At 61.3% G+C, this 26102-nt stretch carries 25 protein-coding genes and 1 pseudogene; 9 read left to right on the top strand and 17 right to left on the bottom strand.

The window, feature by feature from the left end; all coding sequences use genetic code 11:
* Positions 1 to 69: 69 nt before the first annotated feature.
* Both LG385_RS09200 and LG385_RS09195 read left to right on the top strand, forming a co-directional pair.
* Positions 70 to 1020, top strand: coding sequence for a LysR substrate-binding domain-containing protein (locus tag LG385_RS09200; protein WP_225774006.1), 951 nt, complete (start codon positions 70 to 72; stop codon positions 1018 to 1020).
* A gap of 272 nt (positions 1021 to 1292) precedes the next feature.
* Positions 1293 to 2078, top strand: a complete 786-nt coding sequence (locus tag LG385_RS09195; RefSeq protein WP_225774005.1) for a sulfite exporter TauE/SafE family protein — start codon at positions 1293 to 1295, stop codon at positions 2076 to 2078.
* Positions 2079 to 2083: 5 nt separating this feature from the next.
* Here LG385_RS09195 and LG385_RS09190 read toward each other — a convergent pair whose 3' ends face one another.
* A complete protein-coding gene (locus LG385_RS09190) occupies positions 2084 to 2320 on the bottom strand; it encodes a hypothetical protein (protein WP_225774004.1) in 237 nt (78 codons plus the stop codon).
* 163 nt (positions 2321 to 2483) lie between these two features.
* Here LG385_RS09190 and LG385_RS09185 point away from each other — a divergent pair, with 163 nt between their 5' ends.
* Entirely contained in the window at positions 2484 to 3188 is a 705-nt protein-coding gene (locus tag LG385_RS09185; RefSeq protein ID WP_225774003.1) for an SOS response-associated peptidase family protein, read from the top strand.
* 19 nt (positions 3189 to 3207) lie between these two features.
* Here the strand turns inward: LG385_RS09185 and LG385_RS09180 are convergent, their stop codons facing one another.
* The 4 genes from LG385_RS09180 to ahpC all read right to left on the bottom strand — a co-directional run bounded on the left by LG385_RS09180 (position 3208) and on the right by ahpC (position 6528).
* Entirely contained in the window at positions 3208 to 3537 is a 330-nt protein-coding gene (locus LG385_RS09180; RefSeq protein WP_225774002.1) for a hypothetical protein, read from the bottom strand.
* A 252-nt stretch (positions 3538 to 3789) separates the two neighbouring features.
* Positions 3790 to 4062: a DUF1652 domain-containing protein gene (locus LG385_RS09175; protein WP_181111983.1), complete on the bottom strand. Its 273-nt coding sequence runs from the start codon at positions 4060 to 4062 to the stop codon at positions 3790 to 3792.
* A 197-nt stretch (positions 4063 to 4259) separates the two neighbouring features.
* The gene (gene ahpF / locus LG385_RS09170; RefSeq protein ID WP_225774001.1) at positions 4260 to 5822 is read right to left on the bottom strand and encodes an alkyl hydroperoxide reductase subunit F; all 1563 of its coding nucleotides are present in this window, start codon (positions 5820 to 5822) and stop codon (positions 4260 to 4262) included.
* A gap of 142 nt (positions 5823 to 5964) precedes the next feature.
* Entirely contained in the window at positions 5965 to 6528 is a 564-nt protein-coding gene (gene ahpC / locus LG385_RS09165; protein WP_181111981.1) for an alkyl hydroperoxide reductase subunit C, read from the bottom strand.
* Positions 6529 to 6951: 423 nt separating this feature from the next.
* On the opposite strand from ahpC, the gene LG385_RS09160 reads away from it, so the two are divergent.
* Both LG385_RS09160 and LG385_RS09155 read left to right on the top strand, forming a co-directional pair.
* The gene (locus tag LG385_RS09160; RefSeq protein WP_318781389.1) at positions 6952 to 7194 is read left to right on the top strand and encodes a LuxR family transcriptional regulator; all 243 of its coding nucleotides are present in this window, start codon (positions 6952 to 6954) and stop codon (positions 7192 to 7194) included.
* 34 nt (positions 7195 to 7228) lie between these two features.
* Positions 7229 to 7867, top strand: coding sequence for a response regulator transcription factor (locus LG385_RS09155; RefSeq protein WP_225774000.1), 639 nt, complete (start codon positions 7229 to 7231; stop codon positions 7865 to 7867).
* Between the two features lie 8 nt (positions 7868 to 7875).
* Here LG385_RS09155 and gorA read toward each other — a convergent pair whose 3' ends face one another.
* The 3 genes from gorA to LG385_RS09140 form a co-directional block, all read right to left on the bottom strand.
* Positions 7876 to 9231, bottom strand: coding sequence for a glutathione-disulfide reductase (gorA, locus tag LG385_RS09150; protein ID WP_225773999.1), 1356 nt, complete (start codon positions 9229 to 9231; stop codon positions 7876 to 7878).
* Between the two features lie 69 nt (positions 9232 to 9300).
* Positions 9301 to 10137 (bottom strand): UTP--glucose-1-phosphate uridylyltransferase GalU, encoded by an 837-nt coding sequence (gene galU, locus LG385_RS09145; protein ID WP_181111977.1) that lies wholly within the window; start codon positions 10135 to 10137, stop codon positions 9301 to 9303.
* 144 nt (positions 10138 to 10281) lie between these two features.
* On the bottom strand, positions 10282 to 10635 hold the full coding sequence (locus LG385_RS09140; RefSeq protein ID WP_181111976.1) for a hypothetical protein: 354 nt from the start codon (positions 10633 to 10635) through the stop codon (positions 10282 to 10284).
* A 119-nt stretch (positions 10636 to 10754) separates the two neighbouring features.
* On the opposite strand from LG385_RS09140, the gene LG385_RS09135 reads away from it, so the two are divergent.
* Positions 10755 to 11057, top strand: a complete 303-nt coding sequence (locus tag LG385_RS09135; protein ID WP_181111975.1) for a DUF1883 domain-containing protein — start codon at positions 10755 to 10757, stop codon at positions 11055 to 11057.
* Between the two features lie 9 nt (positions 11058 to 11066).
* Positions 11067 to 11231, top strand: coding sequence for a hypothetical protein (locus tag LG385_RS09130; RefSeq protein ID WP_225776309.1), 165 nt, complete (start codon positions 11067 to 11069; stop codon positions 11229 to 11231).
* A gap of 36 nt (positions 11232 to 11267) precedes the next feature.
* Here LG385_RS09130 and LG385_RS25695 read toward each other — a convergent pair whose 3' ends face one another.
* Both LG385_RS25695 and LG385_RS25690 read right to left on the bottom strand, forming a co-directional pair.
* Positions 11268 to 11972 carry a methyl-accepting chemotaxis protein gene (locus LG385_RS25695; RefSeq protein ID WP_413247366.1) on the bottom strand — a complete coding sequence of 235 codons (705 nt, stop codon included), beginning with the start codon at positions 11970 to 11972 and terminating at the stop codon, positions 11268 to 11270.
* A 378-nt stretch (positions 11973 to 12350) separates the two neighbouring features.
* Positions 12351 to 12893, bottom strand: a pseudogene (locus tag LG385_RS25690) (MCP four helix bundle domain-containing protein); the annotation flags it as partial.
* Between the two features lie 326 nt (positions 12894 to 13219).
* On the opposite strand from LG385_RS25690, the gene LG385_RS09120 reads away from it, so the two are divergent.
* Positions 13220 to 13480, top strand: coding sequence for a DUF1652 domain-containing protein (locus LG385_RS09120; RefSeq protein WP_181111973.1), 261 nt, complete (start codon positions 13220 to 13222; stop codon positions 13478 to 13480).
* 9 nt (positions 13481 to 13489) lie between these two features.
* On the opposite strand, the gene LG385_RS09115 is transcribed toward LG385_RS09120, so the two are convergent.
* The 4 genes from LG385_RS09115 to LG385_RS09100 form a co-directional block, all read right to left on the bottom strand.
* Complete coding sequence (locus LG385_RS09115) at positions 13490 to 15463, bottom strand: UvrD-helicase domain-containing protein (protein WP_225776203.1); 1974 nt, start codon at positions 15461 to 15463, stop codon at positions 13490 to 13492.
* 423 nt (positions 15464 to 15886) lie between these two features.
* On the bottom strand, positions 15887 to 17530 hold the full coding sequence (gene pgm, locus LG385_RS09110) for a phosphoglucomutase (alpha-D-glucose-1,6-bisphosphate-dependent) (protein ID WP_225773997.1): 1644 nt from the start codon (positions 17528 to 17530) through the stop codon (positions 15887 to 15889).
* Between the two features lie 81 nt (positions 17531 to 17611).
* Positions 17612 to 19882: an ATP-dependent DNA helicase gene (locus LG385_RS09105; protein WP_225773996.1), complete on the bottom strand. Its 2271-nt coding sequence runs from the start codon at positions 19880 to 19882 to the stop codon at positions 17612 to 17614.
* Positions 19879 to 21531: a VRR-NUC domain-containing protein gene (locus tag LG385_RS09100; RefSeq protein ID WP_225773995.1), complete on the bottom strand. Its 1653-nt coding sequence runs from the start codon at positions 21529 to 21531 to the stop codon at positions 19879 to 19881. Before LG385_RS09100 ends, LG385_RS09105 begins: the two co-directional genes overlap by 4 nt.
* A gap of 161 nt (positions 21532 to 21692) precedes the next feature.
* Here LG385_RS09100 and LG385_RS09095 point away from each other — a divergent pair, with 161 nt between their 5' ends.
* A complete protein-coding gene (locus LG385_RS09095) occupies positions 21693 to 22355 on the top strand; it encodes an HAD family hydrolase (protein ID WP_225773994.1) in 663 nt (220 codons plus the stop codon).
* A gap of 24 nt (positions 22356 to 22379) precedes the next feature.
* Here the strand turns inward: LG385_RS09095 and eutC are convergent, their stop codons facing one another.
* The 3 genes from eutC to eat are packed head-to-tail and all read right to left on the bottom strand — an operon-like array spanning position 22380 to position 25999.
* Positions 22380 to 23216 carry an ethanolamine ammonia-lyase subunit EutC gene (gene eutC / locus LG385_RS09090; protein WP_225773993.1) on the bottom strand — a complete coding sequence of 279 codons (837 nt, stop codon included), beginning with the start codon at positions 23214 to 23216 and terminating at the stop codon, positions 22380 to 22382.
* 23 nt (positions 23217 to 23239) lie between these two features.
* Positions 23240 to 24634, bottom strand: coding sequence for an ethanolamine ammonia-lyase subunit EutB (locus LG385_RS09085; protein ID WP_225773992.1), 1395 nt, complete (start codon positions 24632 to 24634; stop codon positions 23240 to 23242).
* Positions 24635 to 24637: 3 nt separating this feature from the next.
* Positions 24638 to 25999 (bottom strand): ethanolamine permease, encoded by a 1362-nt coding sequence (gene eat / locus LG385_RS09080; RefSeq protein ID WP_225773991.1) that lies wholly within the window; start codon positions 25997 to 25999, stop codon positions 24638 to 24640.
* Positions 26000 to 26102: the final 103 nt, after the last annotated feature.

The raw sequence follows: 26102 nt of genomic DNA, 5'->3' as shown, positions 1-26102 counted from the left end.
AAGCGCTGGCGAAGCAGCAAGCGCACTGGCATTATTCGCGGGACCTTCGCCTGGAACGCAGGGACCGCCATGAATCGCAATGATCTGCGCCGCGCCGACATCAACCTGTTGATCGTCTTTGAAACGCTCATGCACGAGCGCAACGTCACCCGAACGGCTGAAAAGCTGTTCCTTGGTCAGCCGGCGATCAGCGCGGCACTTAACAGGCTTCGTGGGTTGTTCGATGACCCGCTGTTTATCCGCACCGGTCGCTACATGGAACCCACGGCCCGCGCCGAAGAGATCCTCGTGCAATTGTCGCCCGCACTGGATGCCATGTCGTCCGCCCTCAGTCGCAGTTCGGGTTTCGATCCGGGGAGCAGCCAGGCTACGTTCCGTGTCGGGCTATCCGATGACGTGGAGTACGGGCTACTGCCTGCCTGCATGCGGCAGCTGCGTGAAGAAGCGCCGGATATCACACTGGTGGTACGGAGGGTGGATTACTGGCAGATGCCGCATTTGCTGGCATCAGGTGAAATCTCGGTGGGGGTAAGCTACACCCGGGACCTTCCTGCAAACGCGAAGCGCAAATTCCTGCGCTACCAGCGCCCTACACTACTGCGCTCCGAAGACGGCAGCCCTCCTCTTACGCTGGATCAATACTGCGAACGGCCCCATGCATTGGTGTCGTATGCCGGGGACCTGTGCGGGTTTATCGATACGGAGCTGGAGAAGCTGGGGCGCACGCGGCGGGTCAAGCTGGCGGTGCCTCAGTTCAGCTCACTGCCGATTTTACTCACTGGCAGTGAGCTGGTCGCTACCGTGCCGGGGTACGTAGCCGAAGCCATGGTCGCCCACGGCGGGGTACGGGCAGAACCCCTGCCCTTCCATGCACCGCAGTTCGAGGTCTCCATGGCGTGGCGGGGAGCCTTGGATACCGACCCCGCTGAGCGTTGGCTACGCGGCAAGCTGGCAGACCTGATGCGTGAGGCCGCACCGGTCATGGAGCCCAGTTTTATCGCGGAGCCCTTCGTATCATGAACTGCCGGGTGGAATACCGTCCTTGTTGTAGTCCTTGAGGCGTTCCTGTTCTTCAGGTGTGGAATGGGCCGGGGTTTCATCCTGTTTCTTCTCGTCGTCGCTCATGGTGATCTCCTGTACCGATACACATTGGGCGGACCCTGCGACCAAGAGTTCACCCATTCACTGGCTAATAACCAGGTCGAATAAGCAAATTCGATAACGTTATAGTCGGCTATATAGTTTGTGGTTATGCTGCCCGCCAGTTCGGTTATAGGCAGTCGGTGCGCAACATGGATTCAGGCTTTCTGGGCTTCAGTATCGCGGGGCTGGTCGTAGGCTTCATCGTAGGCATGACCGGCGTAGGTGGCGGTTCGCTGATGACCCCGATCCTGTTGTGGTTCGGCATCAACCCCGCCACTGCGGTGGGGACCGACTTGCTGTACGCCGCAGTCACCAAATGCAGCGGCGTCTGGGTGCACGGCCGTAACCGCAATATCGACTGGGGCATCACTGGGTGGCTCGCACTGGGTAGCGTGCCAGCGGCCGCACTTACGCTATGGGCGCTCAACAGCCTGCATGCCGATACCCAGGCACTTAATGCGGTCATCAAGACATCCCTCGCTTATGTGCTCTTCCTCACGGCCTTGGCAATCCTGTTCCGCTCCCGCCTGCTCGCGTTTGCCAGCCGACACGCAGGCGACCGTTACAGCCTCAGCCCACGTGCGCTCAATGGTTTCACATTGCTTACTGGTGTGATACTTGGGGCCATGGTGTCGCTGACGTCCATAGGCGCAGGCGCACTGGGCACGGTTGCGCTGTTCATGCTGTACCCATTTCTTGCGACACGCCGCCTGGTAGGCACGGAAATCGCGCATGCCGTCCCGCTCACATTAGTGGCAGGGCTAGGGCATGCTGGCATGGGGAACATGGACTGGCCGCTGCTGGGCCATTTGCTGATCGGTTCGTTGCCAGGGATCTACCTGGGCAGTCACCTGTCAGGGCGGGTCCCCGATAATGTGTTGCGGCCGTGCCTGGCTGTGATGCTGGGCCTGATCGGGCTCAAGCTCTTGCACTAGGCCCTTTAAAGCGAGCGAAGTATCCAGGCCAAACTACGCCAGGGGTATTGCTCTCCGAGCGCACTGGCGGCGCAGGCGGAATCGTGCAGGAATGAGCGATCGGCCTGGCTGGCGATCTGAACGCTGTGACAATAGGGGCAGCGGACCATGTCAGCCTCGAGGCGCCACTGGCGGCCCCATTCGGCGAGCTCCTCGGCCATACGCTGGTGGCCGGCGCGATTCTCGTCGTTACTCAACTTCACCCACGCCCTCCTTGACTGCCCCGGTCGCGTCCTTTGTCCACGCGGAGCGTACAGCAAGGCCTGGAAATAACCTAGGGGCATGCCAGTGGTCGGTAGCCGCGCCGCCGCCCGTGTTCAGGTACGGTATGCTCAAGCTTTGCATACCAAGGAGGCCCGTACGACGATGTGTGGTCGGATCGCTCAGTACAAAGGGGTAGCGGCGTATCTGGCTACGCTCGATAGTGATGCCCCCATATTGTCGGGTTATGACGATATACCGTTGGCTCGCTACAACGTGGCGCCCACCAGCCGTGTCCAGGTGATTCGGGAAGTAGTGAACGGCATTGTCGTCGCAGCTGTAAAATGGGGATGGCAGCCCTTCTGGGCGGTGGGACGCATGCCTCCACCCATCAACGCCCGTGTCGAAACCGTGGCGGGCGGCAAATATTTCAAAAGCATCTGGCCCAACCGTGCACTGGTAAGCGCCGACGGTTGGTACGAATGGGTTCACGATCCGGCGAACCCCAAGCGCAAGCAGCCATGGTTCATCCGTTTACGCGGGGGCGAATCCATGTTCATGGCGGCCATCGGTCAGTTTTCCCACGATGGAGGTGAGGCTGGCCAAAGTGATGGCTTTGTCATACTCACCGCCGACGCCAAAGGGGGCTTGCTTGACATCCACGACCGCCGACCGATCGTGTTATCGCCAGCGCTAGCGCGTGAATGGGTAGCCATGGATACCACGCCAGAGCGCGCCCAGGACATTGTCTTGAACCATGCCCTACCTGCAGAAGCCTTTGAGTGGTATCCGGTAGACCGCGCCGTGGGCAACGTTCGCAACGAAGGCCCTCAGCTGATATTACCGCTGGACCGAGGGCCGGGGTTTTGAATGTCGTTACGCTTGCAGATCAGAGGCAGTCCTTGGCCATGTCGGTCCACCCGTTGGTTTCAGCCCACTCTGGCGGCAGGAAGATCTGCACCCGAGCCCCCTCGCCAGCGCGGTCGACCTGTGCCCATGCAGGGGCAGCGGTGTACGCCGCCTCTACCGTAAGCTTGTAGCCCGTTTCGGTGTCTGTCTGGCGCACCGGCTTGAACGCCGCCCATTTGGGTGCAAGGCACTCCACATAGCTCTGTGCGGATTTACTGGTTGTTTCATCCAGCGGTGCCCTCGGGTCCGCCGCCTTACCGGCGCACCCCGCCAGCAGCGCTATCCCTATCATTGCCATCAGCCGACGCATCTCGTTCCCTCATTTGATAATGGTAACTGCACTCTAGCAGGCGCTCGAATATTCGGCGCTGCGCTTATTCTGATCCGCTTTTTTCCTATCAATCTGCTGCTGTTATGCACAAGCTCATCCGCGCATCATGCAACCCTCTACTTCTTTCAGAGGGCAGGTAAATGGACGGTCTTATCATGGTCGCCATCGTGGCGGGTACTCTCGGTTCCTTCGGCTACGTGATGTATCTGATCCACAAGGAAAGCCGCTGACCTAGCGGCGCGGCCATACACCCTTGCGCTGGTCGCCGGCGAACCATTCCTGGTTGGCTTGCAGCTCTTGGCGCAATTCGGCCACCAGGTTCGAAATCGCACGAATATTGGTGAGGGGCGCCAGCGGCACACCCACCACCAGCAGGTCGATATGCCCGTTGGCGGGATCGGTAACCTCGATCGTCATGGTCCCACCATCGTGCAGCATGCAGGTGCAATGCAGTGGCAGGAAGCTGGACTGGATGATCTTTAAGACCTCATGCTTTGGAATCACCTGCGATACTCCCTTGCCGTGCCGCGCGAAGCTGCCAATTCACCGTTCCGTAGGCTACATAAGAGTACGCCGAGGGCTCGCCGTTCCGTAAGCCGAGCGGGCTCCCGCCTTCTTCACAAACGCAAAAGCCGGCTGCCCTCGCGAGAGAACAGCCGGCTTCTGCATTGATCACAAAGGGGAGCAAGCCCCCCAATTGGTCAAGCGGGTGCAGAGCTCCGAATCAGGTGATCGAACGCCGCAAGCGACGCCTTGGCACCGTCGCCCATGGCGATGATGATCTGCTTGTAAGGCACGGTGGTCACATCGCCCGCAGCAAAGATCCCCGGCAGGTCAGTTTCGCCTCGCGCGTCGACCATGATTTCACCACGGTTCGACAGCTCGATCGCGCCCTTGAGCCAGTCGGTGTTGGGCAGCAGGCCAATCTGTACGAAGATCCCTTCCAGCTCGATCTTGTGCAGGTCGCCGGTCTGGCGATCCTTGTAGGTCAGGCCGTTAACCTTCTGGCCGTCACCGTTCACCTCGGTGGTCAACGCACTGGTGATCACCTTGACGTTCGGCAAGCTGGTCAGCTTGCGCTGCAGTACCGCATCGGCACGCAGGTGGCTGTCGAACTCGATCAACGTGACATGGGAAACGATACCGGCCAGGTCGATCGCGGCCTCTACGCCGGAGTTTCCGCCACCGATCACCGCCACTCGCTTGCCCTTGAACAGCGGGCCATCGCAGTGTGGGCAGTAGGCAACGCCACGGTTACGGTATTCCTGCTCGCCCGGCACGTTCATTTCGCGCCAGCGGGCACCTGTAGCAATGATCACCGATTTTGCCTTGAGCGAAGCACCGCCAGCGAAGCGTACCTCGTGCAGATCGCCATGCCTGCCTGGAATCAGCTGCTCTGCCCGCTGCAGGTTCATGATGTCCACGTCGTACTGCTTGACGTGTTCTTCGAGGGCCATTGCGAGTTTCGGGCCCTCGGTTTCTTTCACGGAAATGAAGTTCTCGATCGCCAAAGTATCGAGCACCTGGCCACCGAAACGCTCGGCGGCTACACCAGTACGGATGCCCTTACGTGCCGCGTACACCGCCGCTGCGGCGCCAGCAGGCCCACCACCGATGACCAGCACATCGAAGGCTGCCTTGGCGTTGAGCTTTTCAGCCTGACGGGCACCAGCATTGGTATCGAGCTTGGCAAGAATCTCTTCCAGGCCCATGCGGCCCTGGCCGAAGGGTTCACCATTGAGGTAAACGCTAGGTACCGCCATCACCTGGCGCTGCTCGACCTCTGCCTGGAACAGCGCGCCGTCGATGGCCACGTGCTGGATAGCCGGGTTGAGCACCGCCATCAGGTTCAGTGCCTGTACCACGTCCGGGCAGTTCTGGCAGGACAGCGAGAAGTACGTTTCGAAGCGGAATTCGCCTTCAAGGTTGGCGATCTGCTCCAGGGTTTCTGCGCTGGCCTTGGACGGATGGCCGCCGACTTGCAGCAAAGCCAACACCAGCGACGTGAATTCATGCCCCATGGGGATGCCGGCGAAGCGCAGGCTGATGTTCCCGTTCGGGCGGTTGACGCTGAAGGACGGCTTGCGCGCGTCCATGCCATCGTCGCGCAGGGTGATCAGCGCAGACAGGCCTTCAATCTCTTTGAGCAGCTCCAGCATTTCACGGGATTTCGCACCGTCGTCGAGCGAAGCGATCAACTCGATCGGTTGGGTGACCCGTTCCAGGTACGACTTGAGCTGGGATTTAAGATTGGCTTCCAACATACGGGCGATTTCCTTTTACTAGCATTCGATTCAGAACAACCGGCACAAATAAAAACGCCCAGGCGAAGGTCGCCCGGGCGCTTTTGTGGGCGGTGGTGTCGCTTAAGAAAGGCGGCTCACCGCCGCAGACCGGGTCACGATCTTAGATCTTGCCGATCAGGTCGAGGGACGGAGCCAGGGTGGCCTCGCCTTCTTGCCACTTGGCTGGGCAGACTTCACCCGGGTGAGCGGCGATGTACTGAGCAGCCTTGACCTTGCGCAGCAGTTCCAGCGCGTCGCGGCCGATACCGCCGTCGGTGATTTCGACGACTTTGATCTGGCCTTCCGGGTTGATCACGAAGGTACCGCGGTCAGCGATGCCTGCGTCTTCGATCAGCACGTCGAAGTTGCGGGAGATCACGTGAGTCGGGTCGGCGATCATCGGATACTGGATCTTCTGGATCGTTTCCGAGGTGTCGTGCCAGGCTTTGTGAGTGAAGTGGGTGTCGGTCGAAACGCTGTAGATTTCAACGCCCAGCTTCTGGAACTCAGCGTACGTATCGGCCAGGTCGCCCAACTCGGTTGGGCACACGAAGGTGAAGTCAGCTGGGTAGAAAAACACCACAGACCACTTGCCTTTCAGGTCCGCTTCGCTCACTTCAACGAATTTGCCGTTGTGGAAAGCCTGGGCTTTGAAGGGTTTGATCTGGCTGTTGATGATGGGCATCGGTGAATCTCCTGGGTAGGTAAATCTGACTGGAGCAATCCTAGCTACGAAATCGTTAGCATGCTCATTGGCAATACACATGCTGGCCATTGGTTTTGGCTATGGCCAGCACGGGGGCCATACGAAAACGCAGCAGCGGAGCTTTGTATAACACTACCGGCGGTCCGTAAAGCTGCTTTCAAAACGGATCCGAAAATGTCGCGCTGCTCCCTGTACGATCTTTTTCCCTCCACCATGCACCCAGCTGCGGCTTTCACCCCTTGGGTTAACCCGTTGAATATTCAGCATTCTTTCATCGCCTTTTCCTACACGGCTTGCTCACCAAGCGCATTAAGGTATCGAACAGTGGACAGCGCAGGAAACCCTTGAAGTCACCGCGCTTCCACTCTTACGAGCCTTACATGTTCACCAGGGAGCATCGTGATGTCGTACACCAGCCTCAACGGTCGCGCGCAACATGCCGAGCCGATTTATCTGACCAAAAGGGAAGTGGCTGCATTGGAGTGGAGTGCGCGGGGCAAATCCTCGTGGGAAATTTCACGAATACTGGGCTGCGGTGAGTCGGCTATCAACTTCCATTTCTGCAATATTCGCCGCAAGTTCGGGGTGAAGTCTCGCCATGTTGCGGTTCTGCTCGCTCTGGAGCACAACCTGATAGACCTCTAGTGAAACCTCTACCTTCTTATTCAAAGGACCGGCCATGGCCCTCACTATCATGATCGCAGATGATCATCCTGCCGTGCTGTATGGCCTGCGGCGGCTGCTCGAAAACGCTCCACGCAGCCGCTTCGTCATCGCCGATGCTGTGGAGGGAGGGCAAGCGTTGCTACGAAGCCTTCGCGGTAGAGACTGCGACCTTGCACTGGTCGATTGGTACATGCCGCCCGAACGTGGGCCGTCGGGGCGTGAGTTGCTGGCACGGTTGCGTACGACCTTCCCGCAGACCACCCTGGTGGTAATGACCGCTTCGCAGCAGCCTGCCGTGTTGGCGGCCAGCCTGGCAGCCGGGGCAACGGGTTTGTACGACAAACGGGAATGCAGCAGCCAGCTGCCTCGCATCCTCTACCAGGCTGCACAAGGCAGGCTTTGCGTGAGCCCAAGCCTGGAAATCGTCCTTGAGCGGCATTACCTCACCCGATATCACTGGGGCCAGGAAAACCATCAGGCGCTTACGCCTCGGGAGCGGGAAGTCATGCGCCTGATCGCCGCGGGGTACACGGGCCGGGAGACCGCCGCGCAATTGAAGCGCAGCGAGAAAACCATCAGCCGACAGCGCCGGTCAGCGCTGGACAAACTGGGCTTGAACCCCGATTCGGTACCTACGCTTGCGCCGGGGTAACGGCCAGATTACTCACCGACCGCAGTTCGCATGGTCACGAATTCTTCCGCAGACGTCGGATGCACGCCGATGGTGTCATCGAACATGGTCTTGGTCGCCCCGGCCTTCAAGGCAATGCCCAGGCCCTGGATGATTTCGCCCGCCTCGGGCCCAACCATATGGCAGCCGAGCACTTTGTCAGACGAACTGTCGACCACCAGCTTCATGTACACCCGCTCGGGAATGTCAGTCAGCGTCAGTTTCATGGGGCGGAAGGTGCTTTCAAATATTCGCACGCTGTGGCCCGCTTCCCGTGCCTGGGCTTCGGTCATGCCAACGGTGCCGATACTGGGTTGGCTGAACACTGCGGTAGGAATGTGTGCATAATCCACCGGGCGGTATTGCTCAGGCTTGAACAGGCGACGCGCCACGGCCGTGCCCTCTGCCAGGGCCACCGGCGTGAGCTGCACGCGGCCGATCACATCACCGAGCGCGATGATCGACGGCTCCGTAGTTTGATAATAATCGTCCACTGCAATGAAACCCTTGTCGTCGAGCCGCACGCCTGTGTTTTCCAGCCCCAGGTTGTCCAGCATCGGGCGCCGGCCTGTCGCATATAGTATGCAATCGGCCTCGAGTACCTCTCCGCTCTTGAGGGTGGCCGTCAATACCTCGCCATCTTTGTCGATACGCGCGATGTCCGTATTGAAGCGCAGGTCCAGGCCCTTCTTGGTCAGTTCCCCGGCGAGGTGTTTGCGCACGCCGTCATCAAACCCTCTGAGGAAGAGGTCACCACGATAAAGCTGGGTGGTTTGCGCGCCCAGGCCGTGGAAGATGCCCGCGAACTCGACCGCGATATAACCCCCGCCAACCACAATCACCCGCTTGGGCAACTGCTCGAGGAAGAAGGCTTCATTGGAACTGATAGCGTATTCGCGCCCGGGAATCTCGGGGATTGAGGGCCAACCGCCCGTGGCAATGAGAATGCGCTCACAACTGTAGCGAGTACCGGCCACTTCCACTGTATGTGGATCGAGAATCCGCGCATGTCCATCGATCACTGTTACCCCGCTGTTGCCCAGCAGGCTGCGATAGATGCCGTTGAGGCGCTCGATCTCCCGGTTTTTATTGGCGATCAACGTTGGCCAATTGAAGGATGGCGTGCCGGGTGCCCAGCCAAAGCCCTGGGAGGTTTGAAAATCCTCATGAAAGTGCGCGCCATACACGAACAGCTTTTTCGGCACGCACCCTACGTTTACGCAGGTGCCCCCCAGGTAACGGCTTTCCGCCACGGCTACCTTGGCGCCGAACCCTGCGCTGAAACGGGCAGCACGCACGCCACCGGAGCCTGCGCCAATAACAAAGAGGTCAAAATCGTAAGCCATGAAAACTCCTCATACGAAAACGCCGCCATTTACTGGAAATGGCGGCGTTCGAGTCTAACCGGTTGTCGGTTACAACTGGCCTTTCTTGTAGAAGTTCTCGAAGCAGTAGTTGGTGGCGTCGATGTAACCCTCGGCGCTACCGCAGTCGAAGCGCTCGCCCTTGAACTTGTAGGCCAGCACACAGCCGTTCTGCGCCTGCTTCATCAGCGCGTCGGTGATCTGGATCTCGCCACCCTTGCCGGGCTCGGTGTTCTTGATCAGGTCGAAGATGTCCGGGGTAAGAATGTAGCGGCCGATGATCGCCAGGTTCGACGGGGCGTCCTCTGGCTTGGGCTTCTCGACCATGCTGTTGACCCGGTAGATGTCGTCACGGATCATCTCGCCCGCAATCACACCGTATTTGCTGGTCTCCTGAGGATCGACTTCCTGGATCGCCACGATCGAGCAACGGAACTGGTTGTACAGCTTCACCATCTGCTGAAGCACGCCGTCGCCTTCCGGGTTTACACAAAGGTCATCGGCCAGTACCACGGCAAAGGGTTCATCGCCGATCAGCGGCTGACCGCTGAGAATGGCATGGCCCAGGCCTTTCATTTCGATCTGGCGGGTGTACGAGAAGGTGCACTCATCCAGCAGCTTGCGAATACCGACCAGATATTTTTCCTTGTCGGTGTTGCGGATCTGGTTTTCCAGCTCATAGCTGATATCGAAGTGGTCTTCGAGTGCCCGCTTGCCACGCCCGGTAACGATCGCAATACCGTTCAAACCTGCTTCCAGCGCTTCTTCGACGCCATACTGGATCAGCGGCTTGTTGACCACTGGCAGCATTTCCTTGGGCATGGCCTTGGTAGCCGGCAAGAAGCGGGTACCGTAGCCGGCTGCCGGGAACAAGCATTTCTTGATCATGAAGTGTCCTTGATTCTTAGGGCGTTACGTACAGGTTCGGCGCAGTCTAATCACGCGCATCGAGGCTTACAATGGGCGCCTCGAGCGGCTGCTGCACTAATAGAAAAAAACCTTACGTGTAAGTTCCGCTTCGCTGTGCCCGAATCATCCGGAGATGCATTCGGTAACGGATGCCTGCACGTCCTTGAAGCGTAGCGGGAGATTCGACAACCGTTCATGAACCTTGATTGTGCTGCCGCCAGAGCGCTCCTGCACATCCACCACTGCCGCAGGCCCTGAAGACAGCTTGCGCGGCACGATAACCTTGTAGCCGCTTCCGTTCTTCACCAGCGTAGCCGGGCCACGCGTGGCCGCAAGCTTGCGGGCCAGGCACTCGGTAAAGGCTTGAGGGTCCTTGCCCGACATCACGTCCATGGTTTCGTGCGTGTTCTCGATCTCTGCAACCGTGGCGCAGCCACCGAGTGAGAGAACGGCCAGCAACAGCCCGGCTACCTTCATGTGTACCTCCACAAAAAGAAGCTAGGACCGTGGCCGCTCAGGAACGTTCGCGGCGCCGTGCTTGGGGGGCGTGCGGCCGGCGTGCTATGGTTCGCGCCTTGCCGATACCTGGAGCCAGCATGAAATTCGTACACCAGCGTGAACACCTGAACGAGGACGACGTGGTCGTGATCGAGTGTTCCCAGCGCTGCAATATCCGGCTGATGAGCGATGCCAACTTTCGCGCCTTCAAGAACGGCGCGCGCCACACCTATCACGGTGGCGAGTTCGACCGCTTCCCTGCCCGCATCACCGTGCCCAGCACCGGCTACTGGAACATCACGCTGGACACCGCAGGGAGCAAGCTGAATGCCGCCGCGAAAAAAGCGCCGTTCAAGCACTCGATCAAACTGATCCGCCGTTCGCCTTCTTCCTTCAGCTGAGGTTTGTCCGTGACCCGTTATGTCATTCACTACACCCTCGACGGCCAGCGCCGCTGGGACTTTGCGCAGCTCGAACAAGGCACCCCCGAAGAGGCCCTTGCCGCGCTGCTGGCCATCCATGGGCAGGAACATGCCAACAGCCTGAAAGACATTCGAGTCACCCGGGCACTTTAGGTCCGGGTGCAAGGCAGGTACGGTGCAACGGCCGCATCAGGTGCGAAAACGCGCTACCAGCCCGTTCAAGGCCTCGGCCAGGCGCGACAAGTCCTCGGTGGCAAGTGACGTCTGCCGCGCGCCATTGGCCGTGGTACTGGCCAGGTCCCGAATGTTGACCAGGTTGCGGTCCACTTCCCGTGCCACCTGCGCCTGCTCGGCCGAAGCACTGGCGATAACCTGGTTACGCTCGTTGATCTGAGCGATAGCGGAGGTGATCTGCCCAAGCGCGGCACCAGCTTCGCGAGCCTTCTCCAACGTGTGCTGGCTGCGCTGTGTGCTCGACTGCATGGCGCTCACGGCATTACCGGTGCCGGTCTGAATTCCGGCGACCATCTGTTCGATTTCGCGGGTGGATTGCTGAGTGCGGTGCGCCAGTGCGCGCACTTCATCAGCCACCACCGCAAAGCCACGGCCCGCTTCGCCCGCCCTCGCCGCTTCGATGGCCGCGTTGAGTGCCAGCAGGTTGGTCTGTTCGGCGATAGCACGGATGACGTCCAACACCTGCCCGATGTCACGCCCCTGCGCAGCCAACCCCTCTACCAGGCGGGCCGTGGATTCAACCTCGCCGGTCATGGCCTGGATGGCCTGGACCGTCTCGCTCACGCGATCTCGCCCCTGATCGGCGATCCGGCTGGAATCTTCCGACGCTTCGGAGGTGGAAACGGCGTTGCGCGCCACCTCTTCCACCGCTGCCGTCATCTCGTTCACTGCCGTGGCTGCTTGCTCGATCTCATCGTGCTGGCGCCCAAGGCCCCGGTTGGCTTCAGCCGTGGTCGCGGTCAACTGTGTGGCTGCGGCGGCCAGGCGCGTGGCCGAACCGGCAATCTCCTCAATGGTGTTGCGCAAGCTCGACTGCATGCGGGCCAGCGCCCCCATCACGCGTGCCGGCTCGTCGTTGCCCGTGGTGTCGATTGTCTGCCCCAGGTTTCCCCCGGCAATGCCGTCGGCAATACGTACGGCGTGCGCCAACGGGGCGACGATGCTGCGAGTAAGCCAAAGCGCGAGTACCACGGTAAGCAAACAGGCGACCGCAGCAATAATGATCACCGTCCAGATCGCCTGATGATATTGCGCGCCGGCGGCAGTACTGGCAGTGACCGCATCCTGTTTATTGATGGTCACCAGATCGCGCAGTTGATCGCCCATCTTGTCGGTGCCCGCTTTGATGCGGCCATTGATCAGCGTGCGCAACTCTTCCAGCCGGTTGTCCCGCGACAAGGCGAGCATGCTTTGCTGGGCATCGAGGTAATCGGTCAACGTAGCCTCGAACTCCCGGAACACCGCTGCCTCCCGCTCGCCCTTGGGCATCAGTGAATACTGCTTGCGGGCTTCGGCCACCTTGTCCATCAGCGACGCAATGCGAGTGCCCGTCTCGGCCAATGCGGCGGGCTCGCGGTTTACCAATACGCGGAAAGACGTAATGCGCAGGCGCAACACGTTTTCCATCAAGTCGCCGATATAGCCGATGCTGGGCAGTTCGTTCTGTTCCATGTCCGACGCAGCCCCCCGGATCACCGCCATACGGTCCACGGCGAATGCGCCCAGCCCGATGAGCAGGCAGGCGATGAAAGCGAAGCCGATAAAGGCACGGGGGGCGATGGTGAGGCTTCTTGTGGCCATGGCGTTTCTCGATTGACCGCAGCGACCTGCCGCGTGACGGAAGGCAGGTCGCGAAGCGCCGCCTTGTCGAAGCTATCGGCGTGGGACAAGGGAAACTGAAGTGGACTATCGAAACTTTAAGCTGAAACGGTACAAGTCCGGGAGCCTTGTCAGCACTGTTCAGCGGCGAGCGTGACAGGGATCAACATAATTGGAAAAAGTGCCACTTCGTACAGAAAAAAATCCGCAGAGCAAGCATGGCGATGCTATGTTTCTTGAACCGGCCAACTGCCCGACTCAATTGCGACTTCGGCAAATGGATATTGCATGATGCAGAGGTACGCACCATGAACAAGATGACCTTTCCCAATGCCTGCCAAGTCATGCGCTGGCATTTTCATCCGCTGGGCTTCGAGGGCAACATGGACGCCCCGAGCAGTATGGTCGCCCGCCTGTTCGATCGCAGCACAGGCGAAACGCTGATCGCCATTGCTGGGATTCCTTGCGCCACGGTGATGAACGCCACCGATGTGGAGCGCATGATCGAGGCTGTCGAAACCGAACTCGAGACGTTTATCCCACCCCAGTCGCTATGCGCCTGCGGGTGATCCCACTGCTTACGCGTCGGTCGCTTTCTCGGGCTGAAACAGCTCCCTTGCGCGTGTGGCGCGGGCAGCGGCGCCTCCCGGGGCGCGGGCAGCCGCAGTGGGGTCGAGAAACCAGTGCACGGCCCTCGCTGCTCGGGTAATGCCAACATAAGCCAGGCGCAACGCTTCTTCAGCCTGAGCGTGATCGTAAGGCGCCGCAGCCCCCTTACGACCTAGCCCCGCCAACGTATACAACTTGTTGCGCGCCGGGGCCGCAGGCCGCGCCGTGCAATCCCCGATCAGCAGTACTACTTGTGCCTCCAGCCCCTTGGATGCGTGGATTGTCATGCAACGCAGTCGCCGCGCTTGAGCAGCAAGTTTCGCCTGGGCTTGCAGCAACGCCTGAACCGCAGGCGCCTTTCGAGGGTCATCGCTGGCCTGGCGGTACAGCAGCAATACCGTCGCGCCCGTATCCAGCGCCTCCTGGGCGACGCGGGCAATGGTGTCGTCGTTTCTGGCATGTATATGCACGCCTGAGGCACTCCCGTTGTCGAGCTGGGCACCTGCCGCTACGGCATTCTTGCCCGGTATTGCTTCAATACCTTTCACCAGAAACTCTGCTGCTTCAATAACTTGACGGTTACTTCTAAAGTTTTCTTTGAGCATCAGCCGCCGAATATCCGGGGATGGAAACGCCTGCTCGAAGCGCATGAAGAACTCCGGAGAGCTACCCCGCCAACCATAAATGGACTGCCAGTCATCCCCTACACACATCAGGGTGGCGCTGGTAGCCGCGTCCCGGCGCAGCCGTTCCGCCAGCCCAGCTTGCAACCACCGGGCAATCTGCGGCGAGATGTCCTGGAACTCGTCTACCAGCAGATGGCGTATGGCGTGGAGCTTCGCCTCTGGGAGGCGGCTCAGCGCACTGCCTTGAGGGGCGCTGAAAATCGCAAACATGCGGTTATAGCTAAGCACCGGCGGCGTCAGCCCTAACAGCTGCTTCTCCAGCGCCGGCCAATAACGCCTCAGGGCCTGGAAGAACAATCCGTCCTCGCCGTTTTCCAATGACGCGGCGGCAGTGGGGACTTCCAGCCCTAGATTTTCTATAAAACCAGCCATTGCAACGAAGGCGTCGAGCAAGGGTTGAGCACTGTTTTCGCCGCTGAGCTTGTAGTCGATACCAGCCCCATGCAGCACTTCAGAATCAACATTAACTTCAGCAAATGAATCTATCCAAATCAATGGCTTACCGAAGAAAGCTTGAAATAATGTGCGCTTTACAGCCCATTCCGCCCGCAGAGGCAGGCGTGCCCCGGGGCGGCTCGCATCGCCTATGCTCGGGTCGGCACCCAGCATCACCCAAGCCTCCTGGGCTTCGTTATAGCCGTGACACAGAAATAGCTGGCCATGAATCCTGTGCTCACTACGCATCGCCGAGACACCTGGCAGCGGCCAGTGACCGGCTTCACGCCAATGGGCTTCGATAAGGTCACATAGCACAGCGTCACGTTCGGCGGCGGGAACCAATGCCGCCAAGCGCCGTTGCACTTCGGGATGAGCCTCGGGAAGCGGCGCCATTCGGCTAGCCCTCAGCTGAAGCGCCTGTATGATTGATGCAAATTCGTTGTCCGTTTCCACCAAACGCTGAAAGCACGCGTTGAGCTGGTCACGCTGAGCCGGGTTCACCTTCAGCTGGAAGGCGTCGCCCGCGCCTTCCCCCTCACCCAGGCTTTCGAAGGCTCGAAGCTGCGCAAACCCCGGCATTGTCCTGGCCCATGCCAGTGCCATCGCATGGAAGGTAGTCACCCGCGCATATGCATCGGCCATGCTGAGTGCCTGCCCCCACAACTTGAACAGCCGCACCAGCCGCTCGGCGAAATCCGCCCGCGATGCACGCGTAAACGTTACAACGCTGATATCGCTGAGGGGCACACCGAGGTACTGAGTCAGCAGCATGATTCTCAAGGCCAGTGAGCTGGATTTTCCTGACCCGGCACCCGCCACCACACAGGTGGTGATTGCCCCGCTGAAAATCATCTTCCATTGCGCGGCTGTGGGCTGAGCCTGTGGCGCTATCAAGCGGGCCACGTCGGCCCTCATGCGCTTGCGTATAGCTGGCGTGATATTCAGTGGCCGATCCGCGAACAACAAAGGCCCTTCACCCCCGGGTTGCTTCGGCGTGGGGGCTTTCGGCAGGGGCGCCTTGCGGATGCGGCGAGGAGCCGAAGCAGGCTTTTGTCGCAGCGCCGACGGTGCTTGGGCTACGCCCAACCACCGGGGAAACCAACGCCGCAAAACTTCATGTAATTTCGAGAACACGCGATAGTAGTCTTATTTATCAGTGGCTTACAGGATATATCTAGAATCTTTATACGGTATGCTTGAAGCAAAAAATAACCCGACCGAAGCCGGGTTATCACGGCGGTATCAGGCGCTGATCGCGCTATCTACCAACTGCTGTGCTTCACTCACCAACTGCTTCAAGTGTGTTTCGCTGGTGAAGCTCTCGGCGTAAATCTTGTAGATGTCTTCGGTGCCCGACGGCCTGGCGGCGAACCAACCGTTGGCCGTCATCACCTTAAGGCCGCCGATTGCCTGGTCGTTGCCGGGCGCATTGCTGAGGATGCGCTCCACTGGCTCCCCCGCCAGGGTAGTCGAAGTGATCTGCTCTGGCGACAGCTTGCCCAACGCGGCCTTCTGCCGGGGGTCGGCCTTGGCATCCACGCGCGTCGCGAAGGGCTCGCCTAGGTCGGCAATCATTTCCAGGTACAGCTGATGCGGGTTCTTGCCCAGGCGCGCCGTCATCTCTGCCGCCAGCAGTCCCGGGATCAAGCCATCCTTGTCGGTGGTCCACACGCTGCCATCGCGGCGCAGGAAGGATGCACCCGCGCTTTCCTCGCCGCCAAAGCCCAGCGAGCCCTCGAACAGCCCGGCCGCGAAGTATTTGAAACCTACCGGCACTTCGTACAGGGTGCGCTGCAGCCGTGAAGCGACGCGATCGATCAACCCGCTGCTGACCACGGTTTTGCCTACGGCCGCGTCGGCGCGCCATTGCGGCCGGTTACGGAACAGGTAGTCGATGGATACCGCCAGGTAGTTGTTCGGAGCCATCAGGCCACCGCTGCGGGTGACAATGCCGTGGCGATCGTGGTCGGGATCGCAGGCAAAGGCCACGTCGTAGCGATCCTTCAGCCCGATCAGCCCCTGCATGGCGTCGCGGGAGGACGGGTCCATGCGAATCTGGCCGTCCCAGTCCATGCTCATGAAGCGGAACGTGGGGTCGGTGAAGCGATTGACCACGTCCAGGTCCAGCTTGTAGCGCTCGGCGATGGCAGGCCAGTAGCGCACGCCGGCGCCGCCTAGCGGGTCCACACCCAATTTCAGCCCGGCACCTCGTATTACTTCGAAATCGATAACGTTCTCGAGGTCTGCCACGTAAGTATTGAGAAAGTCGTGACGGTGGGTAGTGGCTGCCTGTAGCGCGCGCTCGTATGGCATGCGCTGGACATCGGCAAGCTTGCCCTCCAGCAACTCATTGGCCTTGGCCTCGATCCACTTGGTAACGTCGCTGTCCGCAGGGCCGCCGTTGGGTGGGTTGTATTTGAAGCCACCGCTTTGCGGCGGGTTATGGGACGGCGTGATTACCACCCCGTCCGCCAGGCCTGACGTGCGGCCGCGGTTGTAGCAGATGATGGCGTGGGACAGCGCCGGGGTGGGTGTGTATTCGTCATCGGTAGCGAGCATGACGTCCACACCGTTCGCGGCGAACACCTCCAGCGCGCTGATCCCGGCGGGAGTCGACAGCGCATGGGTATCAATGCCCATGAACAGCGGCCCGTCGATACCCTTGGCCTTGCGGTACAAGCAAATGGCCTGGCTGATCGCCAACACGTGATCTTCATTGAAGCTGTTGTCGAAGGAACTGCCACGGTGCCCGGAGGTACCGAAGGCCACGCGGTGAGTGGCGACCGAAGCGTCTGGCTTCCTGGAGAAGTAGGCGGTTACCAGGCTTGGAATATCGATCAGCAATTCGGCCGGTGCCGGCTTGCCCGCTAGCGGACTGTGCGTCATGCAAAACCTCGAATAGGTATCAAACAGTGACAGTTTACTGACGATTCGACCGCCTTGCGACGGGAATGATCCCCCGCGCGGCTAGCCCTGGATCGGCTGGGCCGTTGGCCACCAACCCGGTAACAAGCGCTGCACCCTGGGCTGCGCGTAGCGGTCGTCGATAAGCACGATGGTGCCTTGGTCCGCTTCGCTGCGTATTACCCTGCCCGCAGCCTGCACTACCTTGTGCAGCCCCGGATAGAGGTAAACGTAATCGTGCCCATTGCCGAACCGCGCTTGCATGCGCCGCTTGAAGCTTTCATTCACCGGGTTCACCTGCGCGAGCCCGAGCGTGGCCACGAAGGCACCGATCAGGCGTGCGCCGGGCAGGTCGATACCCTCGCCGAATGCCCCGCCGAGTACTGCAAACCCCACCCCACGGCCGCTGGCCTCGAAGCCTTCGATAAACGCCTGGCGATCCTGTTCGTCCATGCCCCGGTGCTGACAGCGCAGCGGTACTGAAGGATAGTCCTGGCCCAGCCGTTCAACCACTTGATTGAGGTAATCAAAGCTGCTGAAGAAGGCCAGGTAATTGCCTGGCCGGGCGTGGTATTGCTCGGCGATGATCTTCGCAACGTTGGCCAGTGACTGCTGACGGTCGGCGTACCGCGTGGACACCTCGGCCGCCAAGCGCACCTGTAGCTGGCCGGCATTAAAGGGTGACGCGACCTCCAGCCACGCCCACCCGCTGGGCAGGCCCAGGAGGTCGGCGAAATAGTGCGCGGGGTTGAGGGTGGCCGAGAACAACACACAGCTACGCGCACTGGTGAATCGGGGGGCCAACAAGGGCGCGGGCACCACATTGCGCAGGTTGAGCCGGGCGCGCAGTCGCTTCTTCACCGGGTAAACTTCCAGATCACACACATAAGCGTCACTGAACAGCTCGGCGATGCGAGAGAACTGCAGCGCCTGGAAATAGAAGTCCAGCCAGGCCGGCGGCACTGCGGTGGGCTCCAGGTTCAGCCGTTCGCCGATCAGGCTCATGCAGCGCTGCAGCGCCAGCAACCACTGCCCCGGCACGCCTGGCAAGCTGTGGTACCCCTCGACCTGCCCCTTGGCGAGCGCGGCCCAGTGCTGGCTCAAAGTGCGCAGGGCGCCACTGGTACCTGCGAGGGGCGTTTCTTTCAACGTTGCCAGCACTCGCTGGTCCAGGCTCGCGCTATACATGCTTCGCGCGCGGTCCACCAGATTATGCGCCTCGTCCACCAGCACCGCGTACTTCCATTCCTGAGCCTGAGCCAACGCAAACAACCAGCCGCTGAGATCGAAATAGTAGTTGTAGTCGCCAATGATCACGTCCGCCCAGCGGGCCATTTCCTGGCTCAGATAATACGGGCATACCTGATGGGCCAGAGCCAGCTCTCGCAGGGCTTCGCGGTCGAGCAGGCTGCGCTCGGCAGCAGCGACGCGGGCGCCAGACAAACGGTCGTAAAAACCCTTTGCCAGCGGGCAGGCATCGCCATGGCAAGCGGTGCCGGGGTACTCGCAGGCTTTTTCCCGGGCGATCAGTTCCAGCACGCGAACCGGCTGGGCGGCGCCACGGGCGGGATACAATTGGCGAAGGGCATCCAGGGCCAGCTTGCGCCCCGGGGTTTTGGCGGTGAGGAAGAAAATCCGCTGCAGCCCCTGCCGCGGCATTGCCTTGAGCAGAGGAAACAAGGTGCCCAGGGTTTTGCCGATACCCGTTGGCGCCTGGGCAAGCACACAGCGGCCAGTGCTGGCAGCCTTGTAAACGGTTTCCGCCAGATGACGCTGACCAGGGCGCATCACAGCATAGGGGAATGTGAGGTGTTCCAGCGCAGCGTTGCGTGCGGCACCGTGCACTTCTTCGCTCGCGGCCCAGGCCAGGTAGGCTTCGCACTGCTGCTGGAAAAACGCCTGTAGCGCTTCGGCGGCCAATTCCACTTCAAAGCGTGTTTCGCGCTCCAGGTCCACATGCCAGTACACCAGGGCCACCTTCAGCGAAGCCAGGCCTTCGCTGGCGCACATCAACGCGGCGTACACCTTGGCCTGAGCCCAGTGCAGCGCCCGGTGGTTGGCGGGCTGGCGGGTCAGATCGCCCCGGTGGGTCTTGATCTCCTCCAGGCACTGGCGCACAGGGTCGAACCCGTCGGCACGGCCACGCACACGCAGGCCCAGGTGGCTACCAGCCAGTGGCACCTCGCTGCGGTAATCAGGGCCGCGCCGCTCACCAACCCGCTGATGCCCGACGATGCCTTCGAGCGCGCTGGGGGATGGGGTGAAGCGCAAATCCAGGTCGCCCTCGCGGGCGGTGAACTCGCACAGGGCGCGCACCGCGACGGCCTGGTTCATGCCGGCTCAGGGCTGTGGGCATGGGCTTCCCAGCGCACATGGCACACGCTAACAGGCAGGCCATGGGTTTGGCAGAAGGCTATCCAACGCAGCTGGTTGTCTTGCAAGCGGTCACCCGGGCCTTTGACTTCAACCATCCGGTAGCTGCCACTGGCCGGGTAAAACTGGATGAGGTCAGGCATGCCCGTGCGATTGGCTTTCGGGTCTTGCAGCAGGCGTTCGAAGCAGGCACGCAAATGAGCGGGCGCAATACACGCCAAAGCCATTTCCAGCAATGCTTTATCCATGGCGCCCCAGTGAACGAATGGGTTGGCCAGGCCGTATTTGTCTTTGAACCGCTCAAGCACGGTAACCCGGTACTCGCCGGTCTCCAGTTCTGCCAGGCAGCGCTCGAACAAGGCTGCGCGGCGCTGGGCGAAGTCGGGCTGGTGCAAGTCCAGCGGCCCGGCCTGGAAAGGGTGGAAAAAAGCCCCAGGCACCGGCGCAAACAACGCGGGCCAGCACAGCAAGCCAAATAACCCGTTGAACAGCGTGTTTTCCACGTAGGCCACCGGGGCGTCTGCGGCCAACAACGCTTCACACACAGCGCGCTCTACGCTGGCGTGCCGAGGAAGGCACAGGTCCAAGCGCTCGATAGTGGCGGCGCTGCGACGCACTTTCACCGCTTCACCCAGCGCACGGCGTACTCGCGGTAGCAGCCGCTCCAGGCCTTGTACTTCGGCAGGGCTTTCCGGCGCCTGGCTGGCAAGGTTCGCAAGGGCCAGCGCCTCGGCAAATTGCCCGGTGCGCTCCAGTACCCGCATCCTGCGTAGCCGGGCGCCTGGCCAGGCGCACTGCGCGTACAGGCTCGCCGCGAGGTCCCATTCGGCGGCACGCTCGCAGCGTTGGCCCAGGCGGAACAGTAGCTTCTGCCGGCGGCTCGCCAGCCAGGGGTTGTCCGAGCCAAGCGCTTGCATGGCCTGCAGCAACACCTGGGTATCCATGCCCTCCTCCAGGGCCTGGGCGCACTTTGCCAGGCCTAGCGCGATCTGCAGATCGTCCCGGTGGCGGATGGCCCGGGAGCTCAAAGGGAAGTCCACCTGTTCGAAGCGCTGAATACCCAGCTCCACCAATACGAACTGGGACCAATCCTGGCGCAAGTTGCCGAAGAACAGCATGCGCAATCGCTCGCACAGTGGCCGGATGGCCAATGCCCACACTTCTTCCTCGCAGGCTGGCCACCACTCACGCAATGGCGCCTTTCGGTCGTGAAGCGGGGCTAGAACGTCGAACCACTCATCCTTGCGCCCGGCCGAAGGCAGTGGATGGGTGGCAAAGCACTGGCGCAACTCCGGCTTGCCGAACAACGCAAACAGGTCCGCAAGCTCCAGGGGCACTTCTGCCACCAGCCAACCCAGGGCCAGCAACGGCTGTGCCGCCGCTGCCGGATCGCCGATCTCGCTATACACCAGCTTGCCCCGGCGAAACCGCTCGCCCTTGCGCATGATCAGCCGCACCAGCAGGCACCGCGCGGCCTGAGGCAACCCTTGAAATGTATCTACAAAGTGCTGTTCTTCGCTATCGAACACGTCTGCGTACCGCAGGCGTAGCCAGGCAAGTGCCTGCTCGAAGTTGTGAAGGTAATACAGGGGATTGTCGAGGGGAGTCACGCCACAGTGTCCAGGTCGCCTTGGCGCTGGTTATACATACAGTCGCGTTTGGCTTCAACCGCCACCCGCCGACCGGTGACAAAGCGCCGTAAGCGCCTGCAAGTTTGAGCCTGCCGGCCAGAGCCTGCTACCCTCGCGCTTTTCTCGCCCTGGATGCGCTCATGCTCACTGCCCTGCTGTTCGATCTCGATGGAACCCTGACCGACACAGACAAGCTTCACCTGATAGCCATTCAACAGCTGCTTTGGGAAGAAGATGCTCGCCCTTTCACGGAAGAAGAGTTCGAAGCACTGTGCAGCGGCCGTGCGAACCCGGAGCTGTGCGCCCTGTTATTCCCGGGGCGCAGCATCGAAGCCCACCGCGCCTTTGCGGATCGAAAGGAAGCCCGATTCCGAGCATTGTCCCAAACCCTGGAACCCATCGCCGGCCTGGAGGATTTACTGGCGTGGGCCCAGGAACACTCAGTGGGACGAGTAGTGGTGACCAACGCACCACGGGCCAACGCCGACCACATGCTGGCCGCACTTGGCTTGCAGCAGGCGTTCGCCAGCGTGGTGGTCGCTGAAGAGCTGTCTCGCGCCAAACCTGACCCGCTGCCCTACCTCACTGGGCTGGAGCGCCTTGGCGCCAGCAGCGAGCAAGCCCTGGCCTTTGAAGATTCGATCCCGGGCCTGACCGCCGCCAAGGCCGCCGGCCTGTTCACGGTGGGCCTGGCCACCAGCCAAAGCGAAGCCGCCCTGCTCGCTGCCGGCGCGGACCTTGTAATCGACGACTTCACCGATGCAAGGCTGTGGCAAGTGATCGAGGCTCGGTATCGGGGCTGAAACCCGCCGCCTCCCACAAGGCTCCTATGGCCCGTCTGGCCGTGTCGGCGCCAGCAAAAAGTTACCTGGGCCCTGGTCCGTGTTGGTGCCGACTACCGGTACCTCGGCCTCATCCTTGAGGCTTACGCCGGAGAGCTGGCGCTTGCAGGCTTCGCGCATCAAATAGGCCAGTTTGTGTGCGGCTGTCGCATAGCTCAGCCCTTGCGGCCGTACATTCGAAATGCAGTTGCGCGCCGCATCGGTAAGCCCCACCCGCGGGGCAAAGGTAAAGTACAGCCCCAGGCTGTCAGGCGAGCTCAAGCCAGGGCGCTCGCCGATCAGGTTAACCACCATGCGTGCGCCCAGCCGTTGCGCCACTTCATCGGCGACCGCCACACGGCCCTGCTCGACCACAACGAGCGGTGCCATACGCCAACCCTCTTCCTTCGCCAGTGCGGCAATGCGGCCCACCATCGGCGCGGCATGGCGCTGCACGGCCAGCGAGGACAGGCCATCGGCGATCACCACCGACAGATCGAAGCCCTGCCCGCTCGTGGCCGCCAAGGTATCCAGGCTGGGCGCACTGCTTGCATCGAGCTGGCGGCCCAGGTCGGGGCGCTGCAGGTAAACGAGCCGGTCACTGGCGGCGCTATGGGCCCTGAGCACCTGCAGCCCTTCTCTTGCCAGATCGGCTGTCAGCGCGGTTACGTCCAGCGGTACATGCACGGCATCCCGGGCCTGCGCGTGGGCGAACTGAAAATCCAGTTGCGCCGACGTCGGCAGGCTGGTGCCGGCCCGCCCCAGGGCAATCCTCGCCGGGGTCAGCGAGCGCAGGGCCTGCCACGGATCGGCCTGGGCGGGGGTGCGGGGTTCGTCACTCATACCACTTCCTTATCCAACAGCGCTTATCGAATGTGGGCCAGCGCACCGGCGAACGCCACGGGCAGATCGGCGCCCAGGCGCACGTGCCCGCCCTGCTGCTGAAGAATACCAGTGCGGGCCAGCCAGGCCTCGAACTCCGGCGCGGGCCGCAGCCCCAGAACCTGGCGCACATACAGCGCGTCATGGAACGAGGTGGTCTGGTAGTTGAGCATCACGTCGTCCGAGCCGGGGATGCCCATGATGAAGTTCACGCCGGCGGTGCCCAGCAGGGTCAGCAAGGTGTCCATGTCGTCCTGGTCGGCTTCGGCATGGTTGGTGTAGCAGATGTCACAGCCCATGGGTACGCCCAGCAACTTGCCGCAGAAATGGTCTTCAAGGCCCGCGCGGATGATTTGCTTGCCACTGTAGAGGTATTCCGGGCCGATGAACCCTACGACGGTGTTCACCAGAAACGGGTCGAACCGCCGCGCCACCGCGTAGGCCCGGGCCTCGCAGGTCTGCTGGTCCACGCCGTGGTGCGCGTTGGCCGACAGCGCGCTGCCCTGCCCGGTTTCGAAATACATGAGGTTCTGCCCCAAAGTGCCGCGCTTCAGGCTCAGCCCGGCTTCGTACCCCTCCTGGAGCACATTCAGGCTAACGCCGAAGCTGGCATTGGCGGCCTCGGTGCCGGCGATGGACTGGAACACCAGGTCCAACGGCGCGCCGCGTTCGATGGCGGCGATCGACGATGTGACATGGGTGAGCACACAGGCCTGGGTGGGGATCTCGTATCTTTGAATGACGCCGTCGAGCATCTTCAGCAGCTCGATGATCGCTGGCAGGCTATCGCTGGCCGGATTGATCCCGAACATCGCATCGCCGTTGCCGTATAGCAGCCCGTCGAGCAGGCTGGCGGCAATGCCGGCGGGGTCGTCCGTGGGGTGGTTGGGCTGCAGCCGGGTAGACATACGGCCGGGCAACCCCAGGGTGCCGCGGAAGGCCGTGACCACGCGCAGCTTGCGCGCTACCAGAATAAGGTCCTGCACCCGCATCAGCTTGGACACCGCCGCCGCCATCTCTGGCGTAAGCCCAGGTGCCAGCGCGGACAGTACCGGGCCGCTGGCCGCCTCGCTCAGCAGCCAGTCCCGGAAGCCACCTACCGTGAGGTGGCGAACCGGCGCGAAGGCTTCGGCGTTGTGGCCGTCGATGATCAAACGGGTGACCTCGTCGCTTTCGTACGGGATCACCGCCTCTTCGAGAAAGCGCGTCAGTGGCACCTCCGCCAATGCCATCTGCGCCGCAGCGCGCTCCGCATCGCTGGCCGCCGCGATGCCAGCCAGGGCATCGCCGGAGCGTGCAGGGCTTGCCTTGGCCAGCAATGTCCGCAGGTCTTCGAAGTGCCAGCTCAGGCTGCCGATGGTCTGGCTGTACTGCCCCATGTGTCAGCCCTCGGTGACCGCGACGGTCAGGTTGGGGGTGCGGTTGCGCACCAGCTTGCAGAAGATCGCCCCCAGCACCATGAGCGCGAGGAACACCAGGCCCACCTGGAAGTTGAACCAGATCATCGCGATCAGGCACACCACCGCCAGCACCAACGCGATGCCCGGCACCACGGGGTAGCCTGGCGCACGGAAGCTGCGTTCAAGGCCTGGCTCGCTGCGACGCAGCTTGAACAGGCTGAGCATGCTCACGATGTACATCACGATAGCCCCGAATACCGACATGGTGATCATCGCTGCGGTAAGGCTCATGCCCTGCAAGTTGATCAAGCCATCGCTGAAGATCGCCGCGATCCCTACCACGCCGCCTGCAAGGATAGCGCGATGCGGCGTCTGGAAGCGGGACAGCCGGGCCAGCGACGGTGGCAGGAAGCCGGCCCGGGCCAGTGCAAAGAATTGCCGGGAGTAGCCCAGGATGATCCCGTGGAAGCTGGCCACGAGACCGAACAGGCCGATCCACACCAGCATGTGCATCCAGTTGCTGTCGTTGCCCACTACCGCTTTCATGGCTTGGGGTAGCGGGTCATTGATGTTGCTCAGTGCACGCCAGTCGCCTACGCCGCCGGCAAACACCATCACGCCAATCGCCAGCACCACCAGGGTCAGGATGCCGGCGATATAGGCCTTGGGAATCGTGCGCTTGGGGTCTTTGGCTTCTTCGGCTGCCATGGCAGCGCCTTCGATGGCAAGGAAGAACCAGATGGCGAAGGGAATGGCGGCAAAAATGCCCGCAAGCGCGCCAGTGCTGAAGGTGTTCTCGCCGGCCCAACCGCCGAGGGCGAAGTTGGCGAAGCTGAAGCCTGGCGCCACCACACCCATGAATACGAGCAGTTCGGCGACGGCCAGCACGGTCACCACCAGTTCAAAGGTGGCCGCGATGCTCACCCCCAGAATATTGAGAGTCATGAACACCACGTAGGCGCCGACGGCCGCCCACTTAGGTTCCAGCCCAGGAAATTGAACGTTGAGGTAGGCCCCAATGGCCATGGCAATGGCCGGAGGTGCGAACACGAACTCGATCAGCGTGGCCAGCCCCGCAATGGTACCGCCCGTAACACCAAACGCCCGCAGGCTGTAGGCAAACGGCCCACCCGCATTGGGGATCGCAGTGGTGAGTTCGGTAAAGCTGAAGATAAAGCAGGTGTACATCACTGCCACCATCAACGTGGTCACGAGGAAGCCCAGTGTTCCGGCGGTACCCCAGCCATAGCTCCAGCCGAAGTATTCGCCGGAGATCACCAGCCCCACGGCAATGCCCCAAAGGTGCAAGGTGCCCAGGGTGGGTTTGAGTGTGTTCGCGCTCATCAGTCACCTTCCAGTGTTGGCCGCAAATGGCTTTTCTCGAGCTTAGCCACCTGCTGCCGGCAAAACTTGACCGCAGAGGTCGAACCCGAAGCGCCTGCGGTCA

The sequence above is a fragment of the Pseudomonas sp. Marseille-Q5115 genome, from assembly GCF_916618905.1.
GTDB classification, from domain to species: Bacteria; Pseudomonadota; Gammaproteobacteria; order Pseudomonadales; family Pseudomonadaceae; genus Aquipseudomonas; species Aquipseudomonas japonica_A.
Note: the sequence above shows the minus strand (reverse complement) of the source record. Positions and strands in the feature narration are given on the sequence as shown.

Excerpts from the sequence above, each read along its gene's own strand:
- LG385_RS09200 (WP_225774006.1), top strand. The coding sequence starts at position 70 with ATGAATCGCAATGATCTGCGCCGCGCCGACATCAACCTGTTGATCGTC.
- LG385_RS09195 (WP_225774005.1), top strand. The coding sequence starts at position 1,293 with ATGGATTCAGGCTTTCTGGGCTTCAGTATCGCGGGGCTGGTCGTAGGC.
- LG385_RS09185 (WP_225774003.1), top strand. The coding sequence starts at position 2,484 with ATGTGTGGTCGGATCGCTCAGTACAAAGGGGTAGCGGCGTATCTGGCT.
- LG385_RS09180 (WP_225774002.1), bottom strand. The coding sequence starts at position 3,537 with ATGCGTCGGCTGATGGCAATGATAGGGATAGCGCTGCTGGCGGGGTGC.
- ahpF (WP_225774001.1), bottom strand. The coding sequence starts at position 5,822 with ATGTTGGAAGCCAATCTTAAATCCCAGCTCAAGTCGTACCTGGAACGG.
- ahpC (WP_181111981.1), bottom strand. The coding sequence starts at position 6,528 with ATGCCCATCATCAACAGCCAGATCAAACCCTTCAAAGCCCAGGCTTTC.
- LG385_RS09160 (WP_318781389.1), top strand. The coding sequence starts at position 6,952 with ATGTCGTACACCAGCCTCAACGGTCGCGCGCAACATGCCGAGCCGATT.
- LG385_RS09155 (WP_225774000.1), top strand. The coding sequence starts at position 7,229 with ATGGCCCTCACTATCATGATCGCAGATGATCATCCTGCCGTGCTGTAT.
- gorA (WP_225773999.1), bottom strand. The coding sequence starts at position 9,231 with ATGGCTTACGATTTTGACCTCTTTGTTATTGGCGCAGGCTCCGGTGGC.
- galU (WP_181111977.1), bottom strand. The coding sequence starts at position 10,137 with ATGATCAAGAAATGCTTGTTCCCGGCAGCCGGCTACGGTACCCGCTTC.
- LG385_RS09140 (WP_181111976.1), bottom strand. The coding sequence starts at position 10,635 with ATGAAGGTAGCCGGGCTGTTGCTGGCCGTTCTCTCACTCGGTGGCTGC.
- LG385_RS09135 (WP_181111975.1), top strand. The coding sequence starts at position 10,755 with ATGAAATTCGTACACCAGCGTGAACACCTGAACGAGGACGACGTGGTC.
- LG385_RS25695 (WP_413247366.1), bottom strand. The coding sequence starts at position 11,972 with ATGACGGCAGCGGTGGAAGAGGTGGCGCGCAACGCCGTTTCCACCTCC.
- LG385_RS09120 (WP_181111973.1), top strand. The coding sequence starts at position 13,220 with ATGAACAAGATGACCTTTCCCAATGCCTGCCAAGTCATGCGCTGGCAT.
- pgm (WP_225773997.1), bottom strand. The coding sequence starts at position 17,530 with ATGACGCACAGTCCGCTAGCGGGCAAGCCGGCACCGGCCGAATTGCTG.
- LG385_RS09105 (WP_225773996.1), bottom strand. The coding sequence starts at position 19,882 with ATGAACCAGGCCGTCGCGGTGCGCGCCCTGTGCGAGTTCACCGCCCGC.
- LG385_RS09095 (WP_225773994.1), top strand. The coding sequence starts at position 21,693 with ATGCTCACTGCCCTGCTGTTCGATCTCGATGGAACCCTGACCGACACA.
- eutC (WP_225773993.1), bottom strand. The coding sequence starts at position 23,216 with ATGAGTGACGAACCCCGCACCCCCGCCCAGGCCGATCCGTGGCAGGCC.
- LG385_RS09085 (WP_225773992.1), bottom strand. The coding sequence starts at position 24,634 with ATGGGGCAGTACAGCCAGACCATCGGCAGCCTGAGCTGGCACTTCGAA.
- eat (WP_225773991.1), bottom strand. The coding sequence starts at position 25,999 with ATGAGCGCGAACACACTCAAACCCACCCTGGGCACCTTGCACCTTTGG.